At 69.5% G+C, this 12,588-nt stretch carries 12 protein-coding genes and 1 tRNA gene; 4 read left to right on the top strand and 9 right to left on the bottom strand.

Features of this window, described 5'->3' with window-relative positions; all coding sequences use genetic code 11:
* Positions 1-31 precede the first annotated feature (31 nt).
* Both ABQ271_RS03775 and ABQ271_RS03770 read left to right on the top strand, forming a co-directional pair.
* Entirely contained in the window at positions 32-1,063 is a 1,032-nt protein-coding gene (locus ABQ271_RS03775) for an NADP-dependent oxidoreductase (protein ID WP_349310196.1), read from the top strand.
* A complete protein-coding gene (locus ABQ271_RS03770) occupies positions 1,063-1,341 on the top strand; it encodes an acylphosphatase (RefSeq protein ID WP_349310195.1) in 279 nt (92 codons plus the stop codon). Before ABQ271_RS03775 ends, ABQ271_RS03770 begins: the two co-directional genes overlap by 1 nt.
* 5 nt (positions 1,342-1,346) lie before the next feature.
* Here the strand turns inward: ABQ271_RS03770 and ABQ271_RS03765 are convergent, their stop codons facing one another.
* From ABQ271_RS03765 to ABQ271_RS03725, 9 genes are all read right to left on the bottom strand, one after another.
* Positions 1,347-2,132, bottom strand: a complete 786-nt coding sequence (locus ABQ271_RS03765; protein WP_349310194.1) for an amino acid ABC transporter ATP-binding protein — start codon at positions 2,130-2,132, stop codon at positions 1,347-1,349.
* Positions 2,119-2,793: an amino acid ABC transporter permease gene (locus tag ABQ271_RS03760; RefSeq protein WP_349310193.1), complete on the bottom strand. Its 675-nt coding sequence runs from the start codon at positions 2,791-2,793 to the stop codon at positions 2,119-2,121. The genes ABQ271_RS03765 and ABQ271_RS03760 overlap by 14 nt, the downstream gene beginning before the upstream one ends.
* Positions 2,794-2,863: 70 nt before the next feature.
* Positions 2,864-3,658 (bottom strand): amino acid ABC transporter substrate-binding protein, encoded by a 795-nt coding sequence (locus ABQ271_RS03755; protein WP_349310192.1) that lies wholly within the window; start codon positions 3,656-3,658, stop codon positions 2,864-2,866.
* Positions 3,659-3,766: 108 nt separating this feature from the next.
* Positions 3,767-4,819, bottom strand: a complete 1,053-nt coding sequence (locus tag ABQ271_RS03750) for a DUF561 domain-containing protein (RefSeq protein ID WP_349310191.1) — start codon at positions 4,817-4,819, stop codon at positions 3,767-3,769.
* 72 nt (positions 4,820-4,891) lie between these two features.
* The gene (rplA, locus tag ABQ271_RS03745) at positions 4,892-5,581 is read right to left on the bottom strand and encodes a 50S ribosomal protein L1 (protein WP_036310028.1); all 690 of its coding nucleotides are present in this window, start codon (positions 5,579-5,581) and stop codon (positions 4,892-4,894) included.
* Positions 5,582-5,594: 13 nt separating this feature from the next.
* A complete protein-coding gene (gene rplK, locus ABQ271_RS03740) occupies positions 5,595-6,026 on the bottom strand; it encodes a 50S ribosomal protein L11 (protein ID WP_036310030.1) in 432 nt (143 codons plus the stop codon).
* Between the two features lie 180 nt (positions 6,027-6,206).
* A complete protein-coding gene (nusG, locus tag ABQ271_RS03735; protein ID WP_349310190.1) occupies positions 6,207-7,220 on the bottom strand; it encodes a transcription termination/antitermination protein NusG in 1,014 nt (337 codons plus the stop codon).
* A gap of 108 nt (positions 7,221-7,328) precedes the next feature.
* A complete protein-coding gene (gene secE / locus ABQ271_RS03730) occupies positions 7,329-7,595 on the bottom strand; it encodes a preprotein translocase subunit SecE (RefSeq protein WP_349310189.1) in 267 nt (88 codons plus the stop codon).
* 44 nt (positions 7,596-7,639) lie between these two features.
* Positions 7,640-7,712, bottom strand: a tRNA-Trp gene (locus ABQ271_RS03725).
* 219 nt (positions 7,713-7,931) lie between these two features.
* Between ABQ271_RS03725 and ABQ271_RS03720 the strand changes: the two genes are divergently transcribed.
* The gene (locus tag ABQ271_RS03720) at positions 7,932-9,755 is read left to right on the top strand and encodes an HSP90 family protein (RefSeq protein ID WP_349310188.1); all 1,824 of its coding nucleotides are present in this window, start codon (positions 7,932-7,934) and stop codon (positions 9,753-9,755) included.
* Complete coding sequence (locus ABQ271_RS03715; protein ID WP_349310187.1) at positions 9,752-12,544, top strand: hypothetical protein; 2,793 nt, start codon at positions 9,752-9,754, stop codon at positions 12,542-12,544. The genes ABQ271_RS03720 and ABQ271_RS03715 overlap by 4 nt, the downstream gene beginning before the upstream one ends.
* Positions 12,545-12,588: the final 44 nt, after the last annotated feature.

Raw genomic sequence — 12,588 nt, 5'->3', positions numbered from 1 at the left:
GTCGTCGAGCGCAGGTGAGAAGGAGCAGCCGATGCGATTCCGGCCGCTGCGTTCCGCAGCCCCCACCGCGAACGAGGTCGTCGAGGTGACCGCCCCTCCCTCGACCATGCGCGCCGTCGTCTACGACGCCCCCGGCGGCGCGGACGTGCTGCGGGAAGCCGACGTACCGGTGCCCGCTCCGGCGCTCAGCGAGCTGCTGATCCGCGTCGTGGCCGCCGGCACGAACCCGATCGACGCCAAGACCCGCTCCGGCCGCGGCGTCACGGGGCAGATACCCGCCTACCCGTCGACACTCGGCTTCGATTTCAGCGGCGTCGTCGTGACGAGTCCTTTCGAAGCGCACCCGCTGCAGCCGGGCGACCAGGTCTTCGGCATGGTGCCGTTCCCCCGGTCGGGCGGCACGTACGCCGAGTACGTCGTCGTCCCGAGCCTGTCGGTGGCTCGCAAACCCGCGGCACTGTCGCACGTCGAGGCCGCAGGCGTCCCGCTCGCAGCGCTCACCGCGTGGGGTCTGGTCGTCGAAACGGCGCACGCCCACGAGGGGCAGCGCGTCCTCATCCATGCCGGCTCCGGCGGCGTCGGCCACTTCGCCGTCCAGCTCGCCGCCTACTTCGGTGCCCACGTCACCGCGACCGGCTCGGAGGGCAACCTCGGCTGGCTCCGCGAACTCGGGGCATCCGTCGCGGTCGACTACGCGACCACCCGGTTCGAGGACGTCGTCGGCGAGATGGACGTCGTCATCGACCTCGTCGGCAACGTCCACGACGACACCGGCAGTCGCTCCCTCGGCGTCCTTCGGCCCGGCGGGCTGTACGTCATGGTCCCCACCGGGGGGTGGGACGGGTACGCGGATGCCGCTGCGTCGGCGGGCGTCCGCGCGACGACGTACAAGGTGGTCCCCGACGGGTCGGTTCTGGCGACGATCAGCCGACTGCTCGACTCCGGGGCGATCCAGGTCTACATCGACCGGGTGTTCGACCTCGCCCATGCCGCCGACGCGCACCGTGAGGTCGAGCGGGGCCATGTCCGGGGCAAGGTCGTCCTCCAGGTGGCGGAGGCGTGATGCGCCGCATCCGTCTCGTCATCCGCGGCGTCGTCCAGGGCGTCGGCTTCCGCTACTCGATGCAGCACATTGCTCGGGGAGCGGGAGCCACAGGCTGGGTCCGCAACGTCACGAACGGAACCGTCGAGGCGGAGGTGCAGGGGGATGCCGCCGCGGTCGAGACCGTGCTCGACTGGGCGGCGAAAGGGCCACGTGGCGGTGTCGTCGACGGGGTGTCGATGACCGAGATGCCGACGACTCCGGACGAGAGCGGATTCGAGATCCGCCGCGACGCGTAGCCCGGTCAGTCCTCGAGCGGCCGCAGGATCCGGTCGAGGAACCGGCGCGTGCGCTCGTTCTCCGGCGCGGTGAACATCGTCGCCGGGTGACCCCGCTCGACGATCACGCCGCCGTCGAAGAAGACGACCTCGTCGGCGACCTGTCGCGCGAACCCGAGCTCGTGCGTCACGATGACCATCGTCCACCCCTCGTCGGCGAGCTCCTTGAGGACGAGCAGCACCTCCCCGACCAGCTCGGGGTCGAGGGCGCTCGTCGGCTCGTCGAACAGCAGAAGATCGGGCGTCAGGGCGAGCGCGCGGACGATGCCCACGCGCTGCTGCTGACCGCCCGAGAGTTCGTGCGGGTAGGCGTCGCGCTTCTCGGAGAGGCCCACGCGAGCCAGCAGCCGCTCTGCCTCGGCGACCGCGGCATCCTTCGATACCCCGTGAGCGTGCACGGGACCTTCGATCACGTTCTCGAGCACGGTGAGGTGGGGGAACAGGTTGTTCTGCTGGAACACCATGGCGGACCGGTCGCGGAGTGCCGCGCGGTCGAGCGTGGCTGCCCTGCCCTTGAGCGGATCGGCGAAGTCGTGACGCTGCCCGTCGGAGAACGCGACGACGCCGGCGTCGGGGGTCTCCAGTCCGTTGAGGCAGCGGAGGACCGTCGTCTTGCCCGACCCGCTCGGCCCGATCAGGCAGACGACCTGCCCGGGCCTGACGGAGAAGTCGACGCCGTCGAGGACGACGTTGTCGCCGAACGACTTGCGGAGCCCGGTGACGGTGAGAAGGGGTGCGTCAGTGTGCGACACGGCGGTCGAGCCTCCGTTCGATGCGGTCCTGCCCGAAGGACAGGACGAGGCAGAAGAGCCAGTAGATGAAGGCCGCCTCGATGTAGACGACGAGGAACTCCGAACTGAACGCGGCAATGCGCTGCGCCGCGAGGAAAAGCTCCGCGACGGTGATCTGGGCGACCAGCGACGTGTCCTTCACGAGCGAGATGAACGTGTTCGACAGCGGCGGCACCGAGACGCGGGCCGCCTGCGGGAGGATGATGCGCCGAAGCGCCGTCGCCCGCGAGAGCCCGACGGTGAAGCCGGCTTCCCACTGCCCCTTCGGCACCGACAGGATCGCCGCCCGGACGACCTCGGCGGCGTATCCGCCCACGTTCAGCGACAGGGCGATGACCGCCGCGAGGTACGCATCGATCCGCACGTTGATCTGCGGCAGACCGTAGAAGATCACGAAGATCTGGACGAGCAGCGGCGTGCCGCGGATGGCGGAGATGTAGACACGCGCGATCCCCGACAGGATCCGGTTGCCGGAGATCCGCATGAGGGCGGCGGTGATCGCAAGGATCAACCCGATCGCGAACGAGATGAGCGCGAGCGGGATCGTGACCGTGACCCCGGCGATGAACATCGGCCAGAACGAGGTCAGGATCAGCTGCCATGTATCGGTGTCCACCGGCATCCTTTCGCAGAACGGGCAACGGGCTCGGCGGTCGCGTCACCGCGCCGCGCCGAGCCCGTCGGGACTGGTGTCACTCGGTGACGTCGGCTCCGAAGTACTTCTCGCTGATCTTCGCGAGGGTTCCATCTTCGCGCAGGTCGTCCAGCGCACCGTCGATCTTCTCGATGAGCGCCTTCTTGTCCTTCGTCGTGACGACGGCGGTCTTGGCGGGATCGGTCTCGGCGGCGATCTTCAGGCCGGTGGGGCCGTCGGTCTTCTCGTAGTCGAGGAACGTCAGCTTGTCGTTGACGGTCGCCTCGACGCGGTCCTGACGCAGCAGCTCGACGGCCTGCGCCCAGCCCTCGATCGGGGTGACGTCCGCGCCGGCCTCTTCGGCGAGCGTGAAGAAGTTGCTCGTGAGCGACTGGGCGGTCTTCTTGCCCTTGAGGTCGGCGAAGCTCGAGATCGAGTCGTCGCTGTCCTTCACGACGACGACGCTCGGCGACACCGTGTACGGCTCGCTGAAGAGGTACTTCTCTTCGCGCTGGGGGTTGATGGAGACCTGGTTCGCGATGACGTCGACGCGTCCCGCGTCGAGTCCGGCGAAGATGCCGTCCCACTGGGTCTCCTGGAACTCGATGTTCAGGTCGAGCTTCTTGGCGACGGCTTCGATGATCTCGACGTCGTAGCCGACCAGCTTGCCGCTCTCGTCGTGGTACGTGAACGGCCGGTAGGTGCCTTCGGTGGCGACCGTGAGGGTGCCGCCCTTCGCGAGGCCGAGGTCATCGCCGCCGGCGGCCGCCCCGTTCGAGCTCGAGGAGCAGGCGGTCAACGCCAGAACGGCGCTGAGGGCGAGGGCTCCGAGGGCAACGGTACGACGGGACATGGATCTCCTTGGTGAGGGGGCAACGGGGGCGCGCGAAGGCTGTGGCCACGCGGGCCCCTCCATACAACACGCATCCGCGCGAATGATTCCCGCCGGTGACGGTCTGTGTCAGTCGGATGCCGCGGGAACCCCGGCGGCCAACTCCGCGAAGACCTCGTCCGCATCGTCGGAGCGCGACAGCCCCGCTGCCTGTCCTGCCCACAACGACGCGAGATCGCCGTCCTCCGCCGCTGCCGAACGGAAGCTCGCCGTCAGCCAGTTCTGGGCCGGGAACGGCGCCATGGCACCCGCCGCCTCGATCGTCCGGACCGCTCGATTCGGGATGCCGCGGGCCAGCCGCCCGCTCATCGCCCGGGTGAGGACCGTGTCGGTGTCGGCCGCGGCCCGCAGGGCGGCACGGTGGGCATCGGAGGCCGCCGACTGGCGGGTGCGGAGGAAGGCGCTCCCGACCTGGACTCCTGCGGCTCCGAGCGCGAACGCCGCCGCGACACCCCGCCGATCGGCGACGCCGCCCGCGGCGATGACCGGGACGTCGACGGCGTCGACCACCTGCGGCACGAGCGCGAACGTCCCCACGAGCGAGTCCTCCGCACGGCGCAGGAAGCTCACGCGATGCCCGGCCGCCTCTGCGCCGCTCGCGACGATCGCGTCCACTCCCCCTCCCGCCAGCGCGACGGCCTCCGCGACCGAGGTGGCAGTCCCCACGACCCGGATGCCGCGCCGATGCGCGTCGGCGACGACCTCGACGGGAGGCACACCGAACACGACGCTGAGGACGGCGGGCGCGGCATCCCACACCGCATCCAGCTGTTCCTCGAGCGATGGCAGGAACGCCTCCGGGAGCGGTGACGGTACATCGACACCCGCGGCCTCGAGCAGGGGCGCGACCGCGGCGCGTGCCGCAGCGAGGTCCACGTCGCCGGGCTGGACCTCGTCGCCGGTCGGCAGCCAGAGGTTGAGCGCGAACGGGCGAGTCGTCGCCGCCCGAAGGGCCGCAGCCGTCTCGCGGATCCGCGCTCCCGAGTACCCGTACAGCCCGAAGGAGCCGAGGCCGCCGGCCCCGCTGACGCTGGCGGTCAGGGCGACGGAGGACATCCCGCCGAACGGTCCCAGCACAAGAGGAGCGTCGATGCCGAACAGCGTCTGGAGGTCGCGGGTCACGCGATGACGCTACCAAGGGGAACGACGAAGGGGCCCCACCCGAAGGTGGAGCCCCCTTGCTGTCGAAACGACTCAGACGAGAGCGTTGACGTCCAGCGGGATGCCAGGACCGAACGTGGTCGAGATGGCGCCCTTCTGGATGTAACGGCCCTTCGCGCTCGAGGGCTTCAGGCGCACGATCTCTTCGAGAGCGGCGTTGAAGTTCTCGTTCAGCTGGTCCTCCGAGAAGGACGCCTTGCCGACGACGAAGTGCACGTTGGCGTGCTTGTCGACGCGGAACTCGATCTTTCCGCCCTTGATCTCCTCGACGGCCTTGGCCGGGTTGGGGGTCACGGTGCCGGTCTTCGGGTTCGGCATGAGGCCGCGGGGTCCGAGGACCTTTCCGAGGCGCCCGACCTGGCCCATGAGCTCGGGGGTCGAGACAGCCGAGTCGAACGCGGTGTAGCCACCGGCGACCTTCTCGATGAGCTCGGCGCCACCGACCTCGTCCGCACCAGCGGCGAGAGCAGCTTCAGCGGCGGGACCGGTCGCGAACACGATGACGCGGGCGGTCTTGCCGGTGCCGTGGGGCAGGATGACCGTGCCACGGACCATCTGGTCTGCCTTGCGCGGGTCGACGGCGAGCTTCAGCGCGACCTCGACGGTCGAGTCGAACTTCGCCGAACCGGTCTCCTTGGCGAGGGCGACAGCCTGCTCGGAGGAGTAGAACGTGGAGCGGTCGATCTTCGCCGCTGCTGCTTCGTAAGCCTTGGACTTAGCCATTGTTCTGTTCCCCTCAGCTCTCGACCGTGATGCCCATGGAACGGGCGGTGCCGGCGATGATCAGCGAGGCGGCCTCGATGTCGTTGGCGTTCAGGTCGGGCATCTTCGTCTCGGCGATCTGGCGAACCTGATCCTTGGTGAGCTTCGCGACCTTGGTGGTGTGCGGGGTCGCAGAACCCTTCGCGACGCCGGCGGCCTTCTTGATGAGCTCCGCGGCGGGCGGGGTCTTCAGGACGAAGGTGAAGCTGCGGTCCTCGTAGACGGTGATCTCCACGGGGATGACGTTGCCGCGCTGCGACTCGGTCGCGGCGTTGTACGCCTTGCAGAACTCCATGATGTTGACGCCATGCTGACCGAGCGCGGGCCCGATCGGCGGCGCCGGGTTGGCTGCACCGGCGTTGATCTGAAGCTTGATCAGGCCGGTCACCTTCTTCTTCGGTGCCATTTCCTCTTCCTTTCACGAGCGGGACGGATGCCCCGTTCTCCCACGGTCCCGGCGGTTCCGGGTCGTGGTGGTGTTCGCGCGCACGACGAAACGGCGCACAAACCACATGAGTCTACCGCATGCGGCATCCCACGGCATGACGAAGGCCCCGCCGGAGCGGGGCCTTCGCAAATCCTGTGCTTACTGCTTGGTGACCTGGTCGAAGCTGAGCTCGACCGGGGTCTCACGCTCGAACAGCGAGACGAGGACCGTGAGCTTGCCGCTCTCGGGCTTGATCTCGGAGATCGATCCGGGGAGACCGGCGAACGAGCCTTCCTTGATCGTGATCGTCTCGCCGATCTCGAAGTCGACCTCGGTGACGATCGAGCGTGCCTGCGTCGCGGAGCCCTTCGTGGCGGCGCCACCCTTGGCGGGTGCGACCTCCTTGACCTCGACGAGGGGCTTCAGCATGGTGAAGGCCTCTTCGAAACGCAGCGGGGTCGGGTTGTGGGCGTTGCCGACGAAGCCGGTGACACCGGGCGTGTGGCGAACGACCGACCAGGTGTCCTCGTTGAGCTCCATGCGGACCAGCACGTAGCCGGGGATCCGTACGCGGTTGACCATCTTGCGCTGGCCGTTCTTGATCTCGACGACGTCCTCCATGGGGACCTCGACCTGGTAGATGTCGTCCTCGACCTCGAGCGTCGACTTGCGCTGCTCGATGTTGGCCTTCACCTTGCGCTCGAAGCCGGCGTAGGAGTGGATGACGTACCACTTGCCCTCGAGCGAGCGCAGCTCCTGACGGAACGCCTCGTACGGGTCTTCGGGGGTCTCGTCTTCGTCGTCATCGTCACCGAGCTCGGGACCGTCGTAGGGAGCGACCTCGTCGGCGGCGGCAGCGGCGCGCTCGGCCTCTTCGTCGGCGAGCGACTCGGTGAGCACCTCGGCGGCGGCCTCGGCCTCGTCGGCCTGGTCGATCTCGAGCGCGTCGTTCACGATGCGGTCTGCTTCGGGGTCCTCGATCACGACGGCATCCTCTCCGGTCGGCTCGTCCTCGACGGGCTCGTCCTCTTCGATGTGCAGCGCAGCGTGCTCGGCGGACTCTGCGGAACGCTCCTGATCAGCCAGGATGTTGCCCTCCTGGGCCTCGTCGTCCTCGCTGGACTGCTCCGCGGCGGTCGACCAGTCGGCGTCGTCCACATATCTTTCGGTCACGTGATTCACTTCCCTGCAGGTTCGGCTTCGATGTTCAGCGGCGACGCGGCGGGCAGTTCCGGTGATCCGGGATGCCGTCCGTCATCGCGACGGGTGGTCGTCCGGTCGTCAGCTCGGCACGTCGAAGACGATGTTGACGATCCAGGTGAAGAACAGGTCGAGCCCGTACACGATGGCCATCACGACGACGACGAATCCCAGGACGACGAGCGTGAACTTGACCAGCTCCTGCCGGGTCGGCGTGACGACCTTGCGGAGTTCTGCGATCACCTGGCGGATGAAGAGGGCGATCCGCTGGAAGAAGTTGAGCTTCTTCTCACGGGTGGCGCCGCTGCCCGCAGCGACGACCTCGCCGTTCGGCTCATCCTGGACCATTCAACCCACCTGTTGCTCGGTTCGAGTCAGCTGACGCTGACACGCAGGGCGGACAGGAATCGAACCTGCAACCTGCGGTTTTGGAGACCGCTGCTCTGCCAATTGAGCTACCGCCCTAAGGTCTTCCGACCCGGGAATCCACATCCTCACCGACCCATGGGCACGGCAAAAGAATGCAGACAACTGCGTGGACAAGCATACGGCATGCCTCGGAGGGTGGCGAACGCGCGTCATCCCTGCCCCGTCTGGATTCGCGTCGCTAGGCTTGTCCGGCCGTGCCCGTTCGCTACGACGAGGGCGCGCGGCATCGGATGAACGACGATCCCGAGGAGCGCGGTGACCGACAGTACTGCCGCCCAACAGTTCCAGGTCGACCTCCGCGGAGTCATCGACCTGCTGAGCCGACACATCTACTCGAGCCCGCGCGTGTTCTTGCGCGAACTTCTGCAGAACGCCGTCGATGCGATCGCCGCTCGACGCGCGATGGACGGCGGCGGCGGCCGCATCCGGATCACCCCGGTCAGCGATGGCTCCGCCGAGTTCGTCATGCGTGACGACGGCGTCGGGCTCACCGACACCGAGGTCGCCGATCTGCTGGCCACGGTGGGACGCAGCTCCAAGCGCGACATCTTCGATCTGCCGCGCGGAGACTTCCTCGGACAGTTCGGCATCGGGATGCTGTCGTGCTTCATGGTGTGCGACACGATCGTCATCCGCTCGCGGAGCGCCGCCGGCTCGGCACCCGTGGAATGGACCGGCCACTCCGACGGAACCTTCACCGTCGCTGCATACCCGCACGACATCCCCATCGGCACGAGCGTCCACCTCACGCCGCGCTCCGACACGCGCACTCTGCTCGGCACGAGCACGATCATGGAGCTCGCCGAGACGTTCGGCCGCTACCTGCCGCACACGGTCGTCGTCGACCTGCCCGGCGGCGGCGAGACGACGGTCACCGAGCCGGCCCCCTTCCTCGAAGGAGATCTGGAACGCCAGCTCGCCTACGGTCGCGAACTCATCGGCGCGGAACCCCTCGACGTCATCCCCCTCACCGTGCCCGGCACCCAGACGCGCGGTGTCGCGTTCGTGCTCCCGTTCGCGCCTCCCCCGGGGGCTCGGCAGAGCACACGTGTCTATCTGCGACGGATGCTGCTGACCGAGCGCGCCGACGAACTCCTCCCCTCCTGGGCGTTCTTCGCCCGCGCGGTCGTGGACTCGGGGTCGCTGCATCCGACGGCGAGCCGCGAGTCGCTCGTCGACGACGACGCGCTGGAACAGACGCGGCAGGAGCTCGGCGAGGCGATCCGGCGCTGGATCCTCGACCTCGCGCTGCAGGATCCGCTGCGGCTGTCGCAGTTCGTGTCGATCCACGAGGTCGCCCTGAAATCCCTCGTCCGCCACGACGACGAGCTCGCCCGCTTCATCGTGCGGTGGCTCTCGGTCGACACGACGGCGGGGCGTCTGCGCATCGAAGAGGTGGCGCGCCGGTTCCCGCTCGTGCGCTACGCCGAGACGGTGGACGAGTTCCGTCAGGTGGCGAGCATGGCCTCGGCCGGCGGCATCCTCGTCAACGGCGGCTACCTCTACGACGCCGACCTCGTCCGCCGGATCCCGGAGCTGTTCCCCGGCGTCGAGGTGGAGCGGGTCGACGTGGTCGGCGAGATCGATCGCCTCGACCTCGCGCCCCTCGACGACCGCGCCGCGGCGACGTCGCTCGAAAGCCGCGCGAAGGCCGCTCTCGAGGACGTGGACGTCGCCGTCCGCACGTTCGAGCGATCCGAACTGCCGGGACTGTTCGTCGCTGACCCCGAGGTGCTCCGCGCCCTCGACCGGGGTCGGGCGCGCAGCGCCGGCGGAGCCCTCTGGGGCGGTGTCCTCGATCGCGCCGCGAGCGTCGTCTCGGGGCGCGGGACCGAGGAACTCGCTGCGCGGCTGTGTCTGAACTGGACCAATCCGATGATCCGCAAGCTGGCGGCGACACCGCCCGGCCGCGTGTTCGACCTCAGTGTGCAGCTGCTGTACGTGCAGTCGCTCCTCGCCGGTCACCATCCCCTCGGCCCGAATGACCGCGCCCTCATGTCGACGGCGCTGTCCGAACTCGTCGACCGGGCAATCGACAGCGACACCGAGACCCCTCCCCCCGCAGAAGGAGCATCATGACCGGCTACGCGACCCGCATCCGAACTCTCTTCGACGAGATAGACAACACGCCCTGGGGCCCGCAGGAGCAGGCTCTCGTCGCGCAGGCGGTCGCGCTCGCGCAGGAGAGCGGCGACGAGCGACTCGAGTACGAGGCGCGCCTCCGGCAGACCTCGAGCGCGAACATGGGCGGCGACACCGACCTCATGCTGACGTCCTTCGCCTGGTGCCTCGCGCACTACGACGCCGACCCGGAGCGCTTCCCGGCCGAAATCGAACGCGCCGGCGACGTCCTCTGGCAGTACAAGTGGATGGCGAGCGCCCTCGGCGGGTCACCGGAATTCCCCTCCGAGCAGATCGCTGCCGTGCTCGACGACATGGAGGCGCACTACCGGCAGGCGGGCGTCGGTCCCAGCGGGGTGCTGATGGCTCGCTTCGAGGACGCCTGGTCCGCCGGCCGCCTCGAGGAGGCGTCGGATCTGCAGCGCACGCTCGAGGCTACTCCGCGTGACGAGTACAGCCACTGCGACGCGTGCGTGCGCAGCCAGTTCGCCGGGTTCTTCATCGAGACCGGGCGCGAGGACGACGCCATCCGCCTCGTCGACGAGATGATCGAGAACGGCTTCTCCTGCGGCGAAGAGCCCGAGCACGCCCTGTCCCGGATCCTGCTGCCCTACCTTCGCGCCGGCATGCTGGACGAGGCCCGCACCGCGCACCAGCGGAGCTACCGCCTCGCGAAGGACAACCCCGACAACCTGGCGATCGTCGCCAAGAACGTGGTGTTCTGCGTCGTGACCGGCAACGAGGCGCGCGCGCTGGCGCTCGTCGAGCGACACCTGCCGTGGCTCGTGCACGACGGCCTCAACGCCGACGCCCACGCGACGGCGCTCGGCGCGTTCGCCCTCGCCCTCGACTCCGTCGCGGCAGCGGGACACCCCGAGCTGACCGTCCGCGGGTCCGACGCGGAAGCTCTGATCCCCGTCTTCGGCGCCCACGACGGACCCTGGCGGGTCGACGAGCTCGCCGCGGCGGCTTGGAGCGCCGCGGAATCGATCGCTAGCGCGTTCGACCGCCGCAACGGAACCGACGCCCACACCCGAAACCTCGGGCGTCTGCGCGAGACGGGCGCCGAACGGTACGACGTGCCGATCCGGTCGCACGACTTCTCGACCGTCGTCGCCCCGACCCCCGCCGTGACGCGGGAGGAACGCCTCCAGCGCGCAGTCGCGCTCGCCCACGCGGGTTCGGTGGCCGCGATCGAGCCGATCCGGGAACTGCTGACGGATGCTGCACCCGACGAGCGCGTGACGCTCTCTTCGCACCTGCTGGGCGCCCTCGTCGCGATCGAGCGCATCGACGAGGCCGAAGCGTTCCTGCCCGAACGCCTCGCCGCGCTCCGCGCCGCGGGACACGCGGAGCAGGCGGAGCTCGAGGAGAGGCTCGGCCTCATCCTCTTCGGCAAGGACATCGCGACCACCGGTGACGTCCTCCGCGCGGAGGTCGCGGCGGCAGGGTCCCTCCCCGCCGAGGTGCGCGCCGACCTGATCGCGACGCTCGCCGTCGCGCGGATGTACGAGGGGTCGTTCGCCGAGGCACGGGACGACGCCCGCGAGGCGGCACGCCTGTTCGCCGAGGCGGGGGATGCGATCCGCTCGGAGGGCGTCCGACTGTTCGAAATCGAAGCAGCGGCATCCGCGTCGCAGGCCGACGACGCTCGCGCTCTCGCCGCGGACCTCCTCGCGCAGCCGATCAGCGACGGGCGCCGCGCCCGGGCGTTGGCGGCACGGGCACGGCTGCACGGCGCCGCCGAGGAATACGCCGACGGAGCAGCCGACGCCGACGAGACGGTCAGACTGCTGCTCACCCTCGGCGCCGACGATCTGCGCATCGGGGAGGCGTTCGTGCTCGCGGGGGCGCTCCACGAGGACGCCGAGTCGGCCTCGCTCGCCGTGGGACGCTACCGGTCCGCCGTCGAACGGTTCGAATCCGCGGGAGCGCCGACGGCCGACGCCCGGTATCGCCTCGGCCGCGCCATGGTCACGGCGGGGATGCCGCTGGAAGCCGTGGACGCCCTGCACGAGGTGCTGCAGGAGGAAACCGCCGCCGAGGTTCCGGCCGGATCGCGCGCGATCACCGTCGGACTGCTCGCGCGCGCCTACGAAGGCGCGAGGGACTTCGGCAACGCCGTCGGCGCGTGGGGCTTCACCGCTGATCTGCACGAGGAGGCGGGCGAGGCCGCCGGCCAGGCGCATGCGCTCGTGCAGCAGGGGCGCCACCTCGGCAATTTCGGCGAGTACGACGACGCCGTGGTCGCAGTCGAGACCGCGATCGGCCTCATCCGAGGGCAGGAGGAGCAGGTGGGACTGCTCGCCGAGGCTTTGCACCTGCTCGCGCAGGCGAAGATGCAGCGCGGCGACGAGGACGCTTTCGACGTCATCGACGAGGCGCTCGCGCTCGGACGCGCGAACGACGCGCACTGGTACGTCTCGGATGTGCTCGACACGCGTGCCCGCCTGCTCGCCGCCCTCGGCCGCACGGAGGAGGCGGTGGCGACAGCGCTCCAGGCCGCCGACGGGTTCGCGTCGGCCGGCGACGTCGGCTCGGGCGCCGGGTCGGAGCTCCTGGCGGCGCGTCTGCTGGTCGGCGCCGAGCGCCCGGCAGATGCGGTCGCGCTCTACCGCTCCGCGCTCGACCACGCGACGGAGAACGAGCAGATCCGCCAGCAGGCGGCCCTCGAGCTGGGTGACGTGTACGAGGGCCTCGGGCGCCACGGAGAGGCCGCGGAGGTACGCGCGACGCTCCCGGTCTGAGCGGAAACGGTGAGGGGCGGCATCCGGTCGGATGCCGCCCCTCA

The sequence above is a fragment of the Microbacterium sp. MM2322 genome (assembly GCF_964186585.1).
Taxonomy (GTDB): Bacteria; Actinomycetota; Actinomycetes; order Actinomycetales; family Microbacteriaceae; genus Microbacterium.
Note: the sequence above shows the minus strand (reverse complement) of the source record. Positions and strands in the feature narration are given on the sequence as shown.

Excerpts from the sequence above, each read along its gene's own strand:
- ABQ271_RS03775 (WP_349310196.1), top strand. The coding sequence starts at position 32 with ATGCGATTCCGGCCGCTGCGTTCCGCAGCCCCCACCGCGAACGAGGTC.
- ABQ271_RS03770 (WP_349310195.1), top strand. The coding sequence starts at position 1,063 with ATGCGCCGCATCCGTCTCGTCATCCGCGGCGTCGTCCAGGGCGTCGGC.
- ABQ271_RS03760 (WP_349310193.1), bottom strand. The coding sequence starts at position 2,793 with ATGCCGGTGGACACCGATACATGGCAGCTGATCCTGACCTCGTTCTGG.
- ABQ271_RS03755 (WP_349310192.1), bottom strand. The coding sequence starts at position 3,658 with ATGTCCCGTCGTACCGTTGCCCTCGGAGCCCTCGCCCTCAGCGCCGTT.
- rplA (WP_036310028.1), bottom strand. The coding sequence starts at position 5,581 with ATGGCTAAGTCCAAGGCTTACGAAGCAGCAGCGGCGAAGATCGACCGC.
- rplK (WP_036310030.1), bottom strand. The coding sequence starts at position 6,026 with ATGGCACCGAAGAAGAAGGTGACCGGCCTGATCAAGCTTCAGATCAAC.
- secE (WP_349310189.1), bottom strand. The coding sequence starts at position 7,595 with ATGGTCCAGGATGAGCCGAACGGCGAGGTCGTCGCTGCGGGCAGCGGC.
- ABQ271_RS03715 (WP_349310187.1), top strand. The coding sequence starts at position 9,752 with ATGACCGGCTACGCGACCCGCATCCGAACTCTCTTCGACGAGATAGAC.